We start from the raw sequence: 16,195 nt of genomic DNA on the forward strand, positions 1-16,195 counted from the left end.
TTATGAAAGGTTCATTTTTTGTTTTGAATTTAGCCAATTCCTATTTAGTTGTAAAAACTTTTTTCTAACTCATCTACTAATGCTCCTACATAGGCAACCGCTTCTTGAATTGGTTTTTTCGTTGATAGATCTACCCCTGCTAGCTGCATTAATTCTAGCGGTTTCAATGTGCCTCCAGCTTTCAATGCAGATAACCATCGTTCTACTGCTGGTTGGCCTTCCGCAAAAATCTTTTGTGCTGCAGCAGTTGATGCGGTTAAGCCAGCTGAATACGTATATGGATACAGACCCATATAGTAATGCGGCTGGCGCATCCAAGTTAGACCAGCACCTTCATCTATTTCCACTGCATCTCCCCAGAATTTCTCTAACAGATCTAATTTTTGTTCACAAAGAATTTTTGCAGTTATTGGTGTCCCTTTGTCTGCTAGGTCATAAATACGTCGTTGCAGCTCGCCTTCAAGTATATGGGTGACAAAGTTGTGATAATACGTACCTAATGATTGAAGTATTACCCATCTGCGCATCCGTTCATTATTTGATTGAGATAAAATATGTTCACTTAATAACCGTTCATTCATAGTTGACGGTGCTTCAACAAAATATCTCGATGGGCGAGTATTGGAAATTCGTTGATTTCGACCAGCCAACGTAAAATGTGCCGCATGTCCAAGCTCATGTGCTAAAGTAAACGTATTTCTCATCGAACCATTCCAAGTCATCATTATGTAGGGATGTGCCCCATATGGACTTGAACAGAATGCACCAGATCGCTTCCCAATATTATCTGCACGATCTACCCAGCGATTCGTTAGCCCTTGCTCAATAATGCTTACATACTCTGGTCCCATAACTTGTACTGATTCAAGCACAAGCTTAGACGCTTCTGCATAGGTAACTTTCGGTTCAAAACCTGGGTCTAGTGGTGCCTTCAAATCACAAAAATAGAATTTATCTAATCCTAATACGCGTTTTTTTAAGTTCGCCAATCGACGCATATGTGGTGCTAATTCGGTTAAAATCGTATCTAATTGATTTTCGTACATTTCCTTTGTTACTTGTTGTTCTGCTAGTAACATATCGGTTACAGATTGATAATTTCGCAATTTTGCTTCGATTACTTGTTTTTTCACTTCTGTCGCTTGTGTGGCTGCATACGTATTTTTATATTGATTTAATGTATCCACAAATGCAGCGTAAGCTTTTCTTCGAAGTTCCGGATTTACAGCATCCTCATAGGAAGCGAAGGAATTAAATGTTAGTAGATGTTCCACTCCATCCCTAGTTTTAAAGGAAGAAAACTTCATATCGGATGTTTTACTTCTTTGATATATCATATATGGGGCATCAAGGATTTCACCAAATGCTGCTAAAACCTCCTCAGCTTCTGGAGAAAGTCGGTGCGGTTTCGTTTCAAATAAATCCATTAATGTTTTCTGGAATTCTTTTAATTCTGGTTCTTGTTGCATATATTGCAAAATTGTCTCTTCCTGCATTTCGAGAATTTCAGAGTTAATAAAAGCAATGCTCGCATTCACAAAAGAAATAAGGGAATCCGCTAATGCAGAATTCGTTTGATTTTCTGGATTTGTTCCATCTGCTGATTGATTTAATGATGCGTACGTAATCACTCGAGTAACGCGCTCCCTTAAAGCATCCCTTGCTTGCAAACAAGCTAGCAATGTTTTTGCATTACTAGTAAAATGCCCTTTATATTGAACCACTGTTTGGACATCCTTCTGTATTGCTTCTAATTCTGCCTTCCAATCCGCAACTGTTTTAAACAAGTCCGTTAAATCCCATGTTTGTTCGACCGCAACTTCTGAACGGCTTAACGTTTTCGTCAATATTTCTTCCATCTGAAATCCCCTCCTAATGAAAAATGGTAGTGCTCATCCGAAAAATATTTCGTTTTTCGAATTATTATCCATTATATAGAAAAAAATAAAATATGAAAATATTTTTAAATAAAATTTTTACTATTTCTATTAATCAGCATAAAAAAAGCTTTGCAAAACGGAAATGTTTGCAAAGCTTACTCGAACCATTAATAAAAGCCAAATAGATGAAACCCAATTAGCATGACACCCAAGTCCGCAAGAATATGTAGCAGCCAGGAGTTTAAAAAATTATTTGATTTCGTATTTAGCCAGCTGAAAACAAGACCTACTAGGAAAAGTCCGAGCATCGCCAAAAGGATTAACCAAATATTGAACCAAACGGCAAATATTGCTACATGATAAACGGAAAAAAGTAAGGAGGAAAATAAATAGGCTAGTAGTTTATGATCCGTTTTATATAAATTAAAAAAGATAAACCCTCGAAAATAGAATTCTTCTAGCAAGGAATTCCCTAATGTAATATATATAGCAATAAAAAGAAAGATTTCTGGTGTAATTTTTAATCTTGTTTGTAAATCATCGATAATTGTATCCGTGTTAATAAAATTATGGAAAAGCACAAAAGCGGAAATAACAATCCCCATCGCAAGAACGCCAAATATAAAACCAAGTCGTAAATTTTTTATATCAATAGACTTTACATTTAAAAATGCTAAAATCGGCTGACGTAGAACAAATGTAATATAGGCTAGTGGAATGATGAGAAACATCACTAATTTCGCTGCTGTTTTTATTACGTACCCCACTTCAATAATTTGTTCGATGATAAACAACGCAATACAACTTAAAATGGTTAGTAGGACAATTTGTCCAATATGTTTTCCCCTCATACATTCTCCCGATGTTTTTATTTTTTCGTTGCCAATTACTTGAATTTTCTCCAGTCAAAATCACTCTCGTTTAATAGTTCTTCGAATGATTTATTTTTTTCCTTTTGTCTTTGTTCTTCCCGCTTCCGTTCCGCTTCCTCTGCCTTTTTCTTTACCTCAGAGTCTTCTAATTGCTTCTTCGTTTCCTTAAGCTTTTTCAGCAGATCACTACCTAATGCATCTTTTAATGTCAATGGTCCCTCATCTTTAATTGGTTGTTTTTTTTTCATACAAATTACTCCTTTATTTTTGAATCTTTTAAAATAATTGCAAGTGTACCCGTCCACTCGTTACAATATATATAAGTAGATATATACTATTGATTTTACCATATAATAAAAAACATCTGTGGCTAAGGATTTTGATTATGAAACTACATCGTCGTATTATAGAATAAAATACAGACGTTCTCCTTAAAATACAAATGATTCTTTTTGAAAGGAGAACAAATCCATGTCACAAAAACGTGAAAAAGGATATAGCCAAAAAGGAAAGCCATCTGCCGATACCGTGAAGAGACAAATTGCTGTGGAGGATTTAGAAAACGCAGCACAACCAACGAACCGTCAAAATTCCAAACAGTAGAGACGTATGCTTTCTCATTTATCGTTCACTTGGCTGCATATTTAGCAGCCATTTTCTATTTATCCATTCGTTTGGAGGGTTAATCATGAGAAAAAAATACTTATATTCTGGGTTAGCTTTATTAGGCTCCCTTGTTTCCTTCGGGATTTATTTTACCGAACGGATTACCCATATAAAGAAAAAAGAGGAACAAGAAATTATTGAGCGAGATATGCAACTGAAGCATATTCACCCTGCAACATTTTCCGAATTACCAAAAAAAGAAGTGTGGATTCCATCTCCTCATGGCTACCAAATCAGTACGATGATGATTAATCCATATCCGAGCAAGCGATATGTTATTTTTAGTCATGGTGTAACCGAAAGTAAAATGAGTTCAATCAAATACGCTAACTTATTTTTAAAGCGTGGATTTAATGTTGTTATTTACGATCAGCGGCGCCATGGCCAAACTGGTGGAAAAACGACAAGCTATGGCTATTATGAAAAGGATGATTTACAAGCAGTTGTTCATTGGTTATATGCTCAAGTTGGCCAAGATTTATTGCTTGGAATTCATGGGGAATCGATGGGGGCAGCAACTGCATTGCTTTATGCTGGTGACAAAGGAAGCCGAGCCCATTTTTATGTCGTTGATTGTCCATTTTCAGACTTAAAAGAGCTACTTCGTTACCGAATGAAATGTGAAATAAAATATTTGCCAGCTTCGATTTTTGTACCATTAGGTAATGTATTTTTACGTTTTCGGGATGGTTATTCGATGAAACAAGTTTCTCCTATTTCTGTTGTAGATCAAATTGACCAGCCTGTTTTATTTATACATAGTGAAAAAGATGATTATATCCTCCCGTATATGACGAAAGATTTGTATGATAAGAAGCGTGGCGATAAAATGCTTTTGATGGCGAAAAACGGTACACATGCCCAGTCGCTTAATGAAAATCAAACAGAGTATGAAGCGGCTATTGATGAGTTTTTACAGAAGTATGTGATGTAATGAATGGAAATTTTATACACAAAATCCACCTGCTTTTTAACAAACAGGTGGATTTTCTTTAGCGGAGAAGATGAGATTCGAACTCACGCAACGGTTGCCCGTCCTAACGCATTTCGAGTGCGCCCCCTTATAACCACTTGGGTACTTCTCCATATATTAAATTATTTGCAACAACAAATAGTATACTAAATTTCTTATCGTTTGTCATTATTTTTTTCTTTTTCCTTAGCGTCATCAATTTGTCCGCTTCATGCTGCTCCATAAATATTAACCCCCTCTAAAAAAATATGCACGTATAGTGATTTACCTTTTTCGTAAATCTACTATACGCATTCTAGGTATCTTCTTGACTATTCTTCCTCCATCCATTCGATATCAGTGATTTCGTTGCATCGGATCGATTGAATAGTACCTGGTAGTTCAATGATTTGGATTTCTCCTGCAATCGGATCAAAGGAACGAAGCATGCCGCTGACTGTTTCTATATGATGATTTGTATAAAAATGGACAACAATTGCTTTTTCTAATTGTTGTGCTTCTACAATTGTCGCATTCATTAACTCCCATTTCTGTTCATCGATCACCTGTGGTTGCTCCCACGCCTCCTCCTTTGCCCAATCTCTCAGCATTTTCACATGCTCCGGCAACATCATTGCCGTCCATTTTATCCGCCCGCGATCACGGATCATTTGTCATTCCTTCTTTCCCATTTGTTCTCATCATGCGAAAAATAAGCGTTACGCCTTATGTCCGCCAACTAGCTTCGCACGAGTTCTTGCCGTTCCACCTTCTGCATAAGAAACTGCACGGAGAAGCGACTCCGAACCAAAGCGGCCACGAATTCGATCAACTACATAGCCAAGCTCCCGCTTCTTCCATTGATTTGGTTCAAATAAGCTCATTTGCAGGACATTATCCGGAACAATATTAGAGAGTGCAATGGAAATTTGCCTAACCGTACGACCATCATAAAATTTATCGAATAGCTCTAAACAAACCCGATACAAATCCATCGTAATATTGGTAGGTACGTCCATCGTTTTCGAACGGGAAAATCCCCCACCTAATTCTTCATGACTGTAGCCGATGCCGAGATTTACTGTTCTTCCCGCCATTTTATGTGTGCGGGCACGACGAGCAACTTCCTCGCACATCTCTAAAATCACCTGTTTAATTTCTGTCACTATTTTATAATCCCGAAGTAAAATTTGACTTTTTCCGAAGCTAATTTGCCCATCCATAATCGGGGCACCCATCTCTGACAGATCGACACCCCATGCATGATGATAAAGCTGGTTTCCCATAACTCCAAATTTCGCCTCCAGCTTAGCCAAATCATAGTTAGCAAGCTGCCCTACTGAAAAGATTCCCATTCCATTCAATGTTTTCTCGACTCGTTTCCCAATTCCCCACATCTCCCGTAATGGTGAAACAGGCCAAAGCTTCTTAGGAACATCTTCATATGTCCATAAAGCAATCCCTCTATTTTTCGCATCTAAATCTAACGCAAGCTTGGCAAGTAACATATTCGGCCCAATGCCAATCGCACATGGAAGCTGAAATTCCCGTTCCATTTCATCTTTTATTTTTTCAGCAATCTCGTATACATCCCCCCAGAGCTGATTTGTTCCATCCAGCTTAATAAAGCTTTCATCGACGCTATATACATGAATTGCCTCTTTCGGAACATACCGATGAAACATGCGAGTGATTTCGGTGGAAACCCGAAGATAGGTAGCCATCTTAGGTTCTACTACTTGAATGCGCGGATCATTTGGCACTTCGAATAAACGTGATCCTGTTTTAATGCCAAATTCCTTTTTGATTCGCGGGGATGCTGCAAGCACCACACTCCCTTCTCTTTGCTTATCTCCTACGACAACAAGATAACAAGTGAGCGGATCGAGCCCTGCCATCACAGCAGAGCAGCTGGCATAGAAGCTTTTAATATCTACACATAAAATCTGCTGATGGGGTAAGCTATGATAATCCACCATTTATTCTTCATCTCCAACAAACAAATGTTCGCTATTAGTATATTCCTCATTTTATAAGAATATACGTTCGATTTCAATAGGAAAATTTTTGAAAAAAAGGAGAGCTTCTATTTTGTAAGTAGTTCACTATCGATGGAGAAAACCTAAATTAACAAGTAAAATAGCATACTAAATTGCATAGTGATTGGTATGCTATTTTTATTGATGTTTATTATAAATTGTCTTTGTCTTTGCTTTAGCATTTAAAATTTACATTTCACAATTAAGTCTTAGTAGGTCGCAATGGGATTGATAAAAAGTATGAAAAAAGGTAAATGGGATTAAATCTTAATTAGGAAAATTTTAGAACAAAATAAAGACTATGTGAAAACTTGTTCTTAAACGAAAGAAGCAGTTTAGTTGAACAATCGTCATTAGCTTTTTTTCAACAATCGGGCCATTTAACGGATAAAGGAAAAGTATTATTATTGGTTTTTAGTAGTCTGAAAATCCATTGAAATAGGAACGTACGTTTGCTAAAATAAAGTAAATAACAAAGGGGGAGTTTGATGAGTAATATAATGCTTCGGAATGTGATGGAGGATGATCTTCCCATTTTTTTTAAGCATCAACAGAACCATGAAGCGAACCATATGGCTGCCTTTACGAGCAAAGACCCCAGTGATTGGGATAGCTTCGCTGCACACTGGAACAAAATTCTTACTGATAAGGAAATTATTAAGCAGACGATTATGGTCGAAAAGAATGTGGTTGGGCATATTTCATGTTTCGAGCAGTTCGGAGAGCTAGAAGTTAGCTATTGGATTGGAAAGGAATATTGGGGAAAAGGGATCGCAACAAAAGCTTTACGGGAATTTCTAAAGCACATTACAATTCGTCCTCTTTATGCTCGTGCCGCGAAAGACAATGCCGGATCTCTTAAGGTTTTAGAGAAAGGTGGATTCATGATTACTGGTGAGGACAGTGGGTTTTCTAATGCACGTGGCGAAGATGTGGAGGAGTTTATTCTTACCCTTAATTAAAGAAGTCTAAAAATATAGTGTGTATTACGTTATAGGGCGCAATTCTGCAGCAAGAATTGTTCTCTTTTTCTGTGTTAAGGCTTATTGAGTTAAAGAACAGAAGAGTTGAATAAAGTTTGAATGAATATAATCACAAACATGAACGAATGATCTTGATTGGTGAAGGGAGAGAATATTCTATGAGGAAGTATGTTGCAATTTTAAAAGATAAAAAGAAAGGTGAACTAACAACTGATTTATTATACAAACACGTAAACCATTTGCAAAACTTAACCAAAGATACAAAGCTATTTATTTGCGGACCCTTTAAGGGTAATGATAGGGCTATGCAAATATTAATATGTGAGACAATTGATGAAGCAATACATCTTGTTGAAAGCGATCCATTTATCAAAGAGGGTTATTATGCTACATATGAAGTAAATGAGTTAATTGAAGCAAACGAGAATAATAATTGGTTGATGGACATACCACAAACTAAAGAAAATTTAACAGAGTAATTAAAAAGTAAGGTAATCTACAACAAACGGGTGCGTTGAACCAAAGGATTAACGCATTTTTTTATTGAAGTTAGTTAAACTTCAGATATCATAATACAAAACGCCGGTTTGAATTTTTATTTCTAACCAAGCGTTTTTGTACGTTAATTCAAGTGTAAATAATTGTAATAAAAGTACTGCGAAACCTTATGCAATTTGTGTTGTGATTTCAAGTTTTCTCCACTATAAGTGAACTAATTATCTATTTTGAAGTCTCCTTTTACTACCACGCTAGCTGTTTTCAAAGTTCTGACTACATACTCTGCCCATGTCAGTCCCATCTAGAAGACCATTACAGTAGTTTTAAAAAAGCTTTATTTTTTTAACAGTCGTACATAACTTTTAAGAAACGTACCCCAACGAGTTTTCTTCGCAAAATAGCTTTGGAATAGCTGAAGAAATTGGGAATAGGTCCCTTTATATGGATACCATTGAATTTCCTGATTGCGTTTGCCGCGATCCATAACGATTGCTTTTTCATGACAAAACATACGCAAGCCTTGTTCGCCATGGTAACGACCAATTCCACTATGCTTCGCACCGCCAAATGGTAGATAATGATTTGCAACAGATACAATTGCTTCATTAATCGTAACAGCACCAGAAATAAGCTGGCGAGCTACACGTCTTGCTCGATGTGAATCTTGCGTCCAAACACTTGCATTCAAGCCATACTCTGACTGATTCGCAAGGATAATTGCCTCCTCTTCCGTATCAAACGGAATAATCGGCATTACTGGACCAAAGGTTTCCTCGCGAACAATCTCCATATCCATATGTACATTGGTCAAAATTATTGGCTTAATAAACATCGATTGCTTATCCCACTTCTCAGGATGTATTCCAGATTCAAGCTGTGCTCCTTTTTCCAATGCTTCCTGCACCTGTTGTTTTACAATAGCAACCTGTCCCGGGAATGTCATCGAACCAATATCTGCATTTTCATCTGTTCCTTGTACAAGTATTTCGGTTTCTTTTTTTACTAGCTGTAAAAATTCATCATATACAGTTCGTTCCACAAACATTCGCTCTGCACTCATACACACTTGTCCTGAATTGGTAAACGCTGCCCATACTGCTCCTTTGGCAGCCCTTTTCAAATTAGCATCGGCAAATACGATAAACGGATCTTTTCCACCTAGCTCAAGCGTCGTTGGAATCAACTGCTTCGCAGCAACTTCTTGAATGATTTTCCCTGTTTTGACAGAGCCTGTAAAAAAGATGTAATCGGGGTTCCCGGCAGTGAACGCTGCACCAAGCTCTTTTCCTCCATGTGCCACCTGGACAACTGCTTCTGGAAATCCTGCCTTTTGAAATAATTGCTCGATACATTTGCCAACAAGTGGAGTCACTTCTGAAGGCTTCAAAATAACCGAATTCCCACTAGCAAGCGCACTAATCATCGGTACAAATGCTAATTGCAGTGGATAATTCCATGGAGAAATCACAAGCACAACACCACGGGCCATATATTCTACATAAGATTTTTTTCCAATAAGTAAAAGCGGAGTTTTTGCCTTATGTGGCTTCAGCATTGCCTTTGCATGTTTGATAATATGACCAACGGCATCAATTGATGGCATAATATCTGCCACTAAAGCTTCGGTTGGTACCTTTCCTGTATCCTTCACTATCGTTTTTGCAATCGCGTCCATCTCTTGGACCATTACTTCTTTTAATTTTTTTAAATATTGCAGCCGCTCCTCTACAGCAAGCTGGCTCCAGCTCTGAAAGGCATTTCTACTTTTTTCATACATAAGCGGAACATCTGCGACATTGGTTTCCGTAATATTCTCGATATGTTCTCCCGTTGCAGGGTTAATTACTTGTAATAATGACATCTAGTGAACCTTCCTTTATTCGAAAAAATGGCCGAACATTTGGTTTGAATGAAAACAAAAAAGATGTATCAGATATTCTTGATACATCCATTATACCAAACAGATTCATTATTATGTATGGAGAATAACTTTCACCTCATGAATAAACCGGTCCATCTCTTCCTCATTGCCAATGGTTAAGCGAATGTATTCACAAATTCGTGGCTTATTGAAATATCGAACAAAAATCCCCTTTTCCTTTAATTTTGTATACAAAACTTCTGCGGGTAGTAGATTGTGTTTGATGAATAAAAAGTTAGCCTTTGATTCTAAGATGGTAAAGCCTAGCAATTGTAACTGTGCGGCAACCTTTTCACGTGAACAAATAATTTTCTCACGCGTTTCTGCAAAATAAACTGTATCCTCTAGCGCGGCAACTGCACCGATAATCGCTAGTCGATCGATTGTATAGGAATTAAAAGAGTTTTTGATTCGATTTAATCCTTCGATTAACTCCTTATTTCCGAAAGCAAAGCCGATTCGCAAACCTGCTAACGATCGAGATTTCGATAAGGTTTGAATAACGAGTAAATTGTCGTATTGATTGATTAACCGTATCGCGGATTCTCCGCCAAAATCAATATATGCTTCATCAATGATAACTACTTTATTCGGGTTATGAACTAATACTTCCTCTACCGCTGCTAATGGCAAATACACGCCTGTTGGTGCATTCGGATTTGGAAAAATAACGCCCCCCTCTGAATCAAAAAACTGTTCCACTGGAATCGTGAAATCCGGTAATAATGGAACCTCTTCATATTCAAGACCATATAATTTCGCATAAACCGAATAAAAGCTATACGTAATATCCGGAAAACGAATCACTTCCCCTTTAGTAAAAAAAGCAAGAAAAGCGAATGCAAGCACCTCATCCGATCCATTACCAACAAATACTTGATCAGGAGAAACAGCAAATTGCTTTGCAGCTGCTTGTAATAGCTCATCTACAGTAGGACTAGGATAGAGACGTAAGTACTCATTTGCCCCTTCCCTTAATGCAGCTAGCACCTTTGGTGAAGGGGGATACGGATTTTCGTTTGTATTTAATTTGATGATATTTTGTTGTTTTGGCTGTTCACCAGGAACATATGGATCTGTCAGGTGTACAATTTCGCTCCAAAATTTACTCACATCTATCCCTCACTTTACTTCGCTTGTTTCGCCATCATCCGTTTCGTTAGTTCTCCCTTTAATTCATCAATCGTTACCCCTTTATTAATCATTAATACAATCGAGTGATAAATTAAATCGGATAACTCATAAATTAATTCATCCTTGCCAGGATTTTTTGCACCAATAATCACTTCACTAGATTCCTCACCAATTTTTTTCAGGATTTTATCAATTCCTTGTGTAAATAAATAATTCGTATAAGAGCCTTCCACTGGGTTTTCTTTCCGGTATTGGATAAAATCGTATAAATCATTTACAATCTCGCGATTAAACGCGCCTACTTCTTCGGTCGTACGAATTTCATTATGGAAGCAGCTTGCTTCTCCAGTATGACAGGTAACACCGATTTGCTCGACTTCCACAAGCAATGTATCTGCATCACAATCATAGCTGATTTTTTTCACCAATTGCTTATTTCCCGAGGTTTCTCCTTTATTCCACAGCTGTTTTCTTTTTCTACTAAAAAACCATGTCATATTCGTTTCCAGCGTTTTTTGCAATGATTCTTTATTCATAAAAGCAAGCATTAGTACTTTTCCGGAATAAATATCTTGAATAATTGCAGGTACAAGCCCTTTTTCATCAAACACGATGGTATCTATTGTAAAATTCATCATTAACCTCTCCTTACACTTACTTCATTTTTGTATAAATATTCTTTTAGCTGTTTTATTTCTATTTGTCCAAAGTGAAATACTGAGGCGGCTAAAGCTGCGTCTGCTTCACCAATGGTTAAAACCTCAAGAAAATGCTCCATTGTTCCTGCACCACCGGAGGCGACCACCGGAATATTCACTTGCTTCGATATGTCCCGGGTAATATCGGTACTAAAACCCGTTTTCACTCCATCTGTATCAATTGCATTGAGAACAATTTCTCCTGCCCCAAGACGCTCTCCTTCTTTAGCCCACCAGACGGCATCCATACCAGTATTGATTCTGCCACCATTTATATAGACATGCCACTTACCATCAGCTTGCTCCTTTGCGTCGATGGAAAGCACGACACATTGACTTCCAAATTTATCTGCCGCTTCCCGGATGATCATCGGATTTTTCACCGCTGCACTGTTAATCGATACTTTATCAGCACCAGCTTTTAAAACTTTTCGGAAATCCTCGATTGTCCGGATTCCACCACCAACCGTAAATGGAATATGTACTTGCTCGGCAGTTTTTTCTACGATTTCAATAAAAATATCGCGCTCCTCATTAGAAGCTGTGATATCATAAAAGACTAACTCATCCGCACCAAGCTCACTATATTTTTGTGCGAGTACTACTGGGTCAGCGACATCCATAATATTTTGAAATTTTTCCCCTTTCACCACGCGACCATCTCGGACATCTAAACAAGGAATAATTCTCTTTGCTAGCATGGACTCACTTCCTTTAACGCAAGCTGTAAATCAAGCTGTCCAGTGTACAACGCTTTTCCGATAATCGCTCCGTACATTTGTAGCTGTTCCAATTTAGCAAGATCCTGTGTAGTGGAAACTCCGCCAGAGGCAATGACATTCATCTTTGTAGCGTTATTCATCACATCAAGCTCGGCAAAATTCGGTCCGGCTAACATACCATCTTTTGCAATATCTGTATAAATAATCGTTTGCAGCCCTTTTTCTTCTAGCTTTTTGGCGAAGCTTACAGCTGTTTCTGTACTTGTTTTCGTCCAGCCATCCGTTGCCACGAATCCATTTTTTGCATCAATGGAAACTGCTATTGATTCACTGTAACGTTTTAGCGCTTCTGTTAATAACTCCTCATTCCCTAATGCTGCACTGCCAAGAATCACTCGTTTCACACCAATCGCAAGAAGACGTTCGATTTGTTCCAATGAACGGATTCCACCGCCAACTTGTACTGGAATATCCACTACTTGGACGATTGCCTCGATGATTTCAAGATTTTGCGAAGTCCCTATTAGAGCACCATCTAGATCCACGATATGAAGGAACTGGGCACCGGTTGTCGCCCATTTTTTTGCCATTTCTAATGGATCACCATATACCGCTTCTTTTCCGTAGTCCCCTTGAATTAAACGGACACATTTCCCATTTCGAATATCAATTGCAGGAAATAGAATCACAACATCATCTCCCCAAAACTTTTTAATAGCTTCATTCCAGTCTCCCCGCTTTTTTCTGGATGAAATTGAATGCCGATAATATTGTCCTTTTTCACAACGGCCGGAAACTTACAGCCATAATCACTCCAAAATAATACTTCTTCTGGATTTTTCGTATCCACATAGTAGGAATGAACGAAATATACATAATCATCCGCAGTAATTTCACGGCCAAATGCACTTTCCGTTCCTTTGATTAAGTTATTCCAGCCCATATGCGGAACTTTCCATTCTGTATTAAAGCGAATTACTTCACCGCTTAATAAGCCTAAGCCTCCCCATTCTCCTTGTTCATAGCTTTTCTCATAAAGTAGCTGCAAACCTAAACAAATTCCTAAAATTGGCTTGCCTAATTTTGCATTTTCTTTAATTGCCGCCACCAAGCCCAATCGATTTAGTTCGACCATCGCATTTTGAAAGGCACCTACCCCAGGAAGAATAAGTGCTGCTGCTTGATATAATTTTTCCGGATCTGCGGTTATTTCCGAAGCTAGTCCAAGCGTCGTTAATGCATGCTGAACACTTTTTAAATTACCTGCCCCATAATCAATAATAGCAATCATCATCTATTCCCCCTTACAGCATGCCTTTTGTCGAACGTACACCAGTAATCCGAGTATCGATTGTAGAAGCTTCATCGATTACACGACCGAAGCCTTTAAAAATTGACTCTATAATATGGTGACTGTTTTTTCCATGCAGCAACTTAATATGTAACGTTACACCTGCTTGATTAACAAATGCTCGGAAAAATTCTTCTACTAGTTCGGTATCAAAATCTCCCACCTTTTCAGTCGGAAACTCCGCTTCAAAATATAAATATGGTCTTCCACTAATATCGAGAGAAACTAAGCTCAGCGCTTCATCCATCGGTGTAAAAGCTGTCGCATAGCGAGTAATTCCTTGTTTCTCGCCTAACGCCTCTGCAAAGGCTTTGCCTAATACAATCCCGATATCTTCCACCGTATGATGGAAATCAACATCCAAATCACCCTTGCATTTCACATCTAAGTCTAAAAATCCATGCTTAGCCATTAAAATTAACATATGATTGAAAAATCCAATTCCTGTATGTAGCGTTGCGGTTCCTGTTCCATCTAAATAAAGCTGTAATTTAATGCTTGTTTCTGCGGTTTCTCGTGTAATAGTTGCCGTTCTCATTTGTTACCTCCTTCAGCAAATCGGACGCTAAGCGAATTTGCATGGGCACCGAGCCCTTCTTGATTTGCAAAATCAATAATTTGATCCTTTACTTTTTTCAGCTCATTTTCACTATAATAAATGACACTTGATTTTTTCATAAAATCATAGGTTCCTAGTGGGGATGAAAATTTCGCAGTTCCACTCGTTGGCAACGTATGATTTGGTCCTGCAAAATAATCTCCTAATGGTTCAGGGGAAAATTTTCCGAGAAAAATAGCACCAGCATTCTTTATTTTTGGTAACTGAAGAAACGCATCTTCGACCATTACCTCTAAATGTTCGGGTGCCATCTCATTGGCAAGGGCAAAGGCAGCATCTATTGACTCCACAATAAAAATATTTCCATAGGTATCAATTGCTTTTCTAGCAATCGCTGCTCTTTCTAAGTTTGATAGCTGCTTTTCAATTTCCAGCTTTACCTGCTCTGCAACTGTCGATGAATCTGTAATCAAAACAGCTGCCGCCATTTCATCATGCTCTGCCTGTGACAATAAATCCGCCGCAATAAATAATGGATTTTGGGACTCGTCGGCAATAATGCAAATTTCACTTGGACCAGCAATCATATCGATAGCTACTTTTCCAAAGGCATATTTTTTTGCACGAGCTACATAAATATTTCCTGGACCGACAATTTTATCAACTGGTCGGATCGTTTCTGTCCCATATGTCAAGGCTGCAATAGCTTGTGCGCCACCAATGGCATAAATCTCTTTCACCCCAACAAGTGATGCTGCTGCAAGCACGGCAGGATTCACTTTGCCATCTTTTCCAGGTGGAGATACTACTACAATTTCAGAAACGCCTGCGACTAATGCCGGAATAACATTCATTAATAGTGTCGATGGGTATGCAGCTTTTCCTCCTGGGACATAAACCCCGACCCGGTGAAGAGGTGTGATCTGCTGTCCTAAAATAATCCCATCGGATTTATTTACATACCAGGATTTTTCTTTCTGGTGCAGATGATAGTCGAAAATATTTGATTTTGCCTGCTCCAAAATTGCTACAAATGCTGGGTCTAGTAATTGAACAGCCGCTTCTATTTCCTCCGCACGAACGTTAATGGATGGTAATGAAATACCATCGAACTGCTCCGTATAGTTAATAAGCGCCTGATTGCCGAACGTTTTCACCTGCTCCATTACCTCACGAACAACTTGATCAATTTGATCATAGGAGTCTTCCAGACGTAATAGTTTTTCGTTCATGATAGATGAAATGTCAGTCGTATCAACTTTCATTACATTAATCATGGATTATTCACCTCCAGCCGATTAATTATGGCCTGTAGTTTTTCGAGAAATGTATTCACCTGTTGAAAATTTGTTTTATAGCTTGCTTTATTCACAATTAAGCGGGCACTAATCGGACAAATTTCCTCTAATATTTTCAAACCATTTTCTTTTAATGTTGTTCCAGTTTCTACGATATCGACAATACAATCCGATAAACCAACTAGTGGTGCTAACTCAACAGAACCGTTTAATTTAATCACTTCAATCGACCGACCTTGTTGGTTAAAATATTTCTTTGCTACATTTGGATATTTCGTTGCGACAATTAATTTCTTTTTATAAAGATTTAATTGTTCGCAACCAGCAACTACAAATTTACAGTTACCAAAGCCTAAATTAACCATTTCAAAAACATTAGCTCCTGATTCTAGCAATGTATCTTTTCCAACGACCCCTATATCTGCTGCCCCTTTTTCTACATAGGTAGGGACGTCCACCGCTTTAACAAGTACGATTCGAATATAATTTTTCGGATCCTCAAAAATTAGCTTTCTACTTTCGGAATGATACTCGCAGAAATCAATCCCCATCTCCTTTAGTAGGGAAATCGTTTTATCTACTAATCTTCCCTTCCCAAGTGCAATATTTATGTAAGTCATGA

The 16,195-nt window shown here is 38.0% G+C and carries 19 protein-coding genes and 1 tRNA gene; 4 read left to right on the forward strand and 16 right to left on the reverse strand.

Annotation, left to right across the window (positions count from 1 at the left end; genetic code table 11):
• Positions 1–44 precede the first annotated feature (44 nt).
• The 3 genes from pepF to OEV98_RS09405 form a co-directional block, all read right to left on the reverse strand.
• Positions 45–1,859, reverse strand: a complete 1,815-nt coding sequence (pepF, locus tag OEV98_RS09395; RefSeq protein WP_263073018.1) for an oligoendopeptidase F — start codon at positions 1,857–1,859, stop codon at positions 45–47.
• Between the two features lie 188 nt (positions 1,860–2,047).
• On the reverse strand, positions 2,048–2,731 hold the full coding sequence (locus tag OEV98_RS09400; protein WP_263073019.1) for a CPBP family intramembrane glutamic endopeptidase: 684 nt from the start codon (positions 2,729–2,731) through the stop codon (positions 2,048–2,050).
• A gap of 35 nt (positions 2,732–2,766) precedes the next feature.
• Positions 2,767–3,000, reverse strand: coding sequence for a YqkE family protein (locus tag OEV98_RS09405; RefSeq protein ID WP_263073020.1), 234 nt, complete (start codon positions 2,998–3,000; stop codon positions 2,767–2,769).
• A 223-nt stretch (positions 3,001–3,223) separates the two neighbouring features.
• Between OEV98_RS09405 and OEV98_RS09410 the strand changes: the two genes are divergently transcribed.
• Both OEV98_RS09410 and OEV98_RS09415 read left to right on the forward strand, forming a co-directional pair.
• Positions 3,224–3,355 (forward strand): hypothetical protein, encoded by a 132-nt coding sequence (locus OEV98_RS09410; RefSeq protein WP_263073021.1) that lies wholly within the window; start codon positions 3,224–3,226, stop codon positions 3,353–3,355.
• An 85-nt stretch (positions 3,356–3,440) separates the two neighbouring features.
• Complete coding sequence (locus OEV98_RS09415; RefSeq protein ID WP_263073022.1) at positions 3,441–4,352, forward strand: alpha/beta hydrolase; 912 nt, start codon at positions 3,441–3,443, stop codon at positions 4,350–4,352.
• A 62-nt stretch (positions 4,353–4,414) separates the two neighbouring features.
• Here the strand turns inward: OEV98_RS09415 and OEV98_RS09420 are convergent.
• The 4 genes from OEV98_RS09420 to OEV98_RS09435 form a co-directional block, all read right to left on the reverse strand.
• Positions 4,415–4,503 (reverse strand) — tRNA-Ser (locus OEV98_RS09420).
• Positions 4,480–4,614, reverse strand: a complete 135-nt coding sequence (locus OEV98_RS09425; protein ID WP_263073023.1) for a hypothetical protein — start codon at positions 4,612–4,614, stop codon at positions 4,480–4,482. Before OEV98_RS09425 ends, OEV98_RS09420 begins: the two co-directional genes overlap by 24 nt.
• An 88-nt stretch (positions 4,615–4,702) precedes the next feature.
• Positions 4,703–5,041 (reverse strand): YolD-like family protein, encoded by a 339-nt coding sequence (locus tag OEV98_RS09430; RefSeq protein WP_263073024.1) that lies wholly within the window; start codon positions 5,039–5,041, stop codon positions 4,703–4,705.
• Positions 5,042–5,089: 48 nt separating this feature from the next.
• Positions 5,090–6,349 carry a Y-family DNA polymerase gene (locus OEV98_RS09435; protein WP_263073025.1) on the reverse strand — a complete coding sequence of 420 codons (1,260 nt, stop codon included), beginning with the start codon at positions 6,347–6,349 and terminating at the stop codon, positions 5,090–5,092.
• 548 nt (positions 6,350–6,897) lie between these two features.
• On the opposite strand from OEV98_RS09435, the gene OEV98_RS09440 reads away from it, so the two are divergent.
• Positions 6,898–7,371, forward strand: a complete 474-nt coding sequence (locus OEV98_RS09440) for a GNAT family N-acetyltransferase (RefSeq protein ID WP_263073026.1) — start codon at positions 6,898–6,900, stop codon at positions 7,369–7,371.
• 179 nt (positions 7,372–7,550) lie between these two features.
• On the forward strand, positions 7,551–7,871 hold the full coding sequence (locus tag OEV98_RS09445; protein WP_263073027.1) for a YciI family protein: 321 nt from the start codon (positions 7,551–7,553) through the stop codon (positions 7,869–7,871).
• Positions 7,872–8,224: 353 nt separating this feature from the next.
• Here the strand turns inward: OEV98_RS09445 and OEV98_RS09450 are convergent, their stop codons facing one another.
• The 9 genes from OEV98_RS09450 to hisG form a co-directional block, all read right to left on the reverse strand.
• A complete protein-coding gene (locus OEV98_RS09450) occupies positions 8,225–9,751 on the reverse strand; it encodes an aldehyde dehydrogenase family protein (RefSeq protein ID WP_263073028.1) in 1,527 nt (508 codons plus the stop codon).
• A 111-nt stretch (positions 9,752–9,862) separates the two neighbouring features.
• Positions 9,863–10,924, reverse strand: coding sequence for a histidinol-phosphate transaminase (gene hisC, locus OEV98_RS09455; protein ID WP_263073029.1), 1,062 nt, complete (start codon positions 10,922–10,924; stop codon positions 9,863–9,865).
• Between the two features lie 14 nt (positions 10,925–10,938).
• Positions 10,939–11,580 (reverse strand): bifunctional phosphoribosyl-AMP cyclohydrolase/phosphoribosyl-ATP diphosphatase HisIE, encoded by a 642-nt coding sequence (gene hisIE, locus OEV98_RS09460; RefSeq protein WP_263073030.1) that lies wholly within the window; start codon positions 11,578–11,580, stop codon positions 10,939–10,941.
• 2 nt (positions 11,581–11,582) lie between these two features.
• On the reverse strand, positions 11,583–12,344 hold the full coding sequence (hisF, locus tag OEV98_RS09465) for an imidazole glycerol phosphate synthase subunit HisF (RefSeq protein ID WP_263073031.1): 762 nt from the start codon (positions 12,342–12,344) through the stop codon (positions 11,583–11,585).
• On the reverse strand, positions 12,338–13,054 hold the full coding sequence (gene hisA / locus OEV98_RS09470; RefSeq protein WP_263073032.1) for a 1-(5-phosphoribosyl)-5-[(5-phosphoribosylamino)methylideneamino]imidazole-4-carboxamide isomerase: 717 nt from the start codon (positions 13,052–13,054) through the stop codon (positions 12,338–12,340). Before hisA ends, hisF begins: the two co-directional genes overlap by 7 nt.
• Positions 13,051–13,656: an imidazole glycerol phosphate synthase subunit HisH gene (gene hisH, locus OEV98_RS09475; RefSeq protein WP_263073033.1), complete on the reverse strand. Its 606-nt coding sequence runs from the start codon at positions 13,654–13,656 to the stop codon at positions 13,051–13,053. The genes hisA and hisH overlap by 4 nt, the downstream gene beginning before the upstream one ends.
• A gap of 13 nt (positions 13,657–13,669) precedes the next feature.
• The gene (hisB, locus tag OEV98_RS09480) at positions 13,670–14,254 is read right to left on the reverse strand and encodes an imidazoleglycerol-phosphate dehydratase HisB (RefSeq protein ID WP_263073034.1); all 585 of its coding nucleotides are present in this window, start codon (positions 14,252–14,254) and stop codon (positions 13,670–13,672) included.
• Complete coding sequence (gene hisD / locus OEV98_RS09485) at positions 14,251–15,540, reverse strand: histidinol dehydrogenase (protein WP_263073556.1); 1,290 nt, start codon at positions 15,538–15,540, stop codon at positions 14,251–14,253. The genes hisB and hisD overlap by 4 nt, the downstream gene beginning before the upstream one ends.
• Positions 15,541–15,548: 8 nt before the next feature.
• Complete coding sequence (gene hisG / locus OEV98_RS09490) at positions 15,549–16,193, reverse strand: ATP phosphoribosyltransferase (RefSeq protein ID WP_263073035.1); 645 nt, start codon at positions 16,191–16,193, stop codon at positions 15,549–15,551.
• Positions 16,194–16,195: the final 2 nt, after the last annotated feature.

The organism is Perspicuibacillus lycopersici (assembly GCF_025660475.1).
Classification (GTDB): Bacteria; Bacillota; Bacilli; order Bacillales; family Caldibacillaceae; genus Perspicuibacillus; species Perspicuibacillus lycopersici.

What these genes read in the sequence shown, in the direction of transcription:
- pepF (WP_263073018.1), bottom strand. Translation starts at nt 1,859, where the DNA reads ATGGAAGAAATATTGACGAAAACGTTAAGCCGTTCAGAAGTTGCGGTC.
- OEV98_RS09400 (WP_263073019.1), bottom strand. Translation starts at nt 2,731, where the DNA reads ATGAGGGGAAAACATATTGGACAAATTGTCCTACTAACCATTTTAAGT.
- OEV98_RS09405 (WP_263073020.1), bottom strand. Translation starts at nt 3,000, where the DNA reads ATGAAAAAAAAACAACCAATTAAAGATGAGGGACCATTGACATTAAAA.
- OEV98_RS09410 (WP_263073021.1), top strand. Translation starts at nt 3,224, where the DNA reads ATGTCACAAAAACGTGAAAAAGGATATAGCCAAAAAGGAAAGCCATCT.
- OEV98_RS09415 (WP_263073022.1), top strand. Translation starts at nt 3,441, where the DNA reads ATGAGAAAAAAATACTTATATTCTGGGTTAGCTTTATTAGGCTCCCTT.
- OEV98_RS09425 (WP_263073023.1), bottom strand. Translation starts at nt 4,614, where the DNA reads ATGGAGCAGCATGAAGCGGACAAATTGATGACGCTAAGGAAAAAGAAA.
- OEV98_RS09430 (WP_263073024.1), bottom strand. Translation starts at nt 5,041, where the DNA reads ATGATCCGTGATCGCGGGCGGATAAAATGGACGGCAATGATGTTGCCG.
- OEV98_RS09435 (WP_263073025.1), bottom strand. Translation starts at nt 6,349, where the DNA reads ATGGTGGATTATCATAGCTTACCCCATCAGCAGATTTTATGTGTAGAT.
- OEV98_RS09440 (WP_263073026.1), top strand. Translation starts at nt 6,898, where the DNA reads ATGAGTAATATAATGCTTCGGAATGTGATGGAGGATGATCTTCCCATT.
- OEV98_RS09445 (WP_263073027.1), top strand. Translation starts at nt 7,551, where the DNA reads ATGAGGAAGTATGTTGCAATTTTAAAAGATAAAAAGAAAGGTGAACTA.
- OEV98_RS09450 (WP_263073028.1), bottom strand. Translation starts at nt 9,751, where the DNA reads ATGTCATTATTACAAGTAATTAACCCTGCAACGGGAGAACATATCGAG.
- hisIE (WP_263073030.1), bottom strand. Translation starts at nt 11,580, where the DNA reads ATGAATTTTACAATAGATACCATCGTGTTTGATGAAAAAGGGCTTGTA.
- hisF (WP_263073031.1), bottom strand. Translation starts at nt 12,344, where the DNA reads ATGCTAGCAAAGAGAATTATTCCTTGTTTAGATGTCCGAGATGGTCGC.
- hisH (WP_263073033.1), bottom strand. Translation starts at nt 13,656, where the DNA reads ATGATTGCTATTATTGATTATGGGGCAGGTAATTTAAAAAGTGTTCAG.
- hisB (WP_263073034.1), bottom strand. Translation starts at nt 14,254, where the DNA reads ATGAGAACGGCAACTATTACACGAGAAACCGCAGAAACAAGCATTAAA.
- hisD (WP_263073556.1), bottom strand. Translation starts at nt 15,540, where the DNA reads ATGAAAGTTGATACGACTGACATTTCATCTATCATGAACGAAAAACTA.
- hisG (WP_263073035.1), bottom strand. Translation starts at nt 16,193, where the DNA reads ATGACTTACATAAATATTGCACTTGGGAAGGGAAGATTAGTAGATAAA.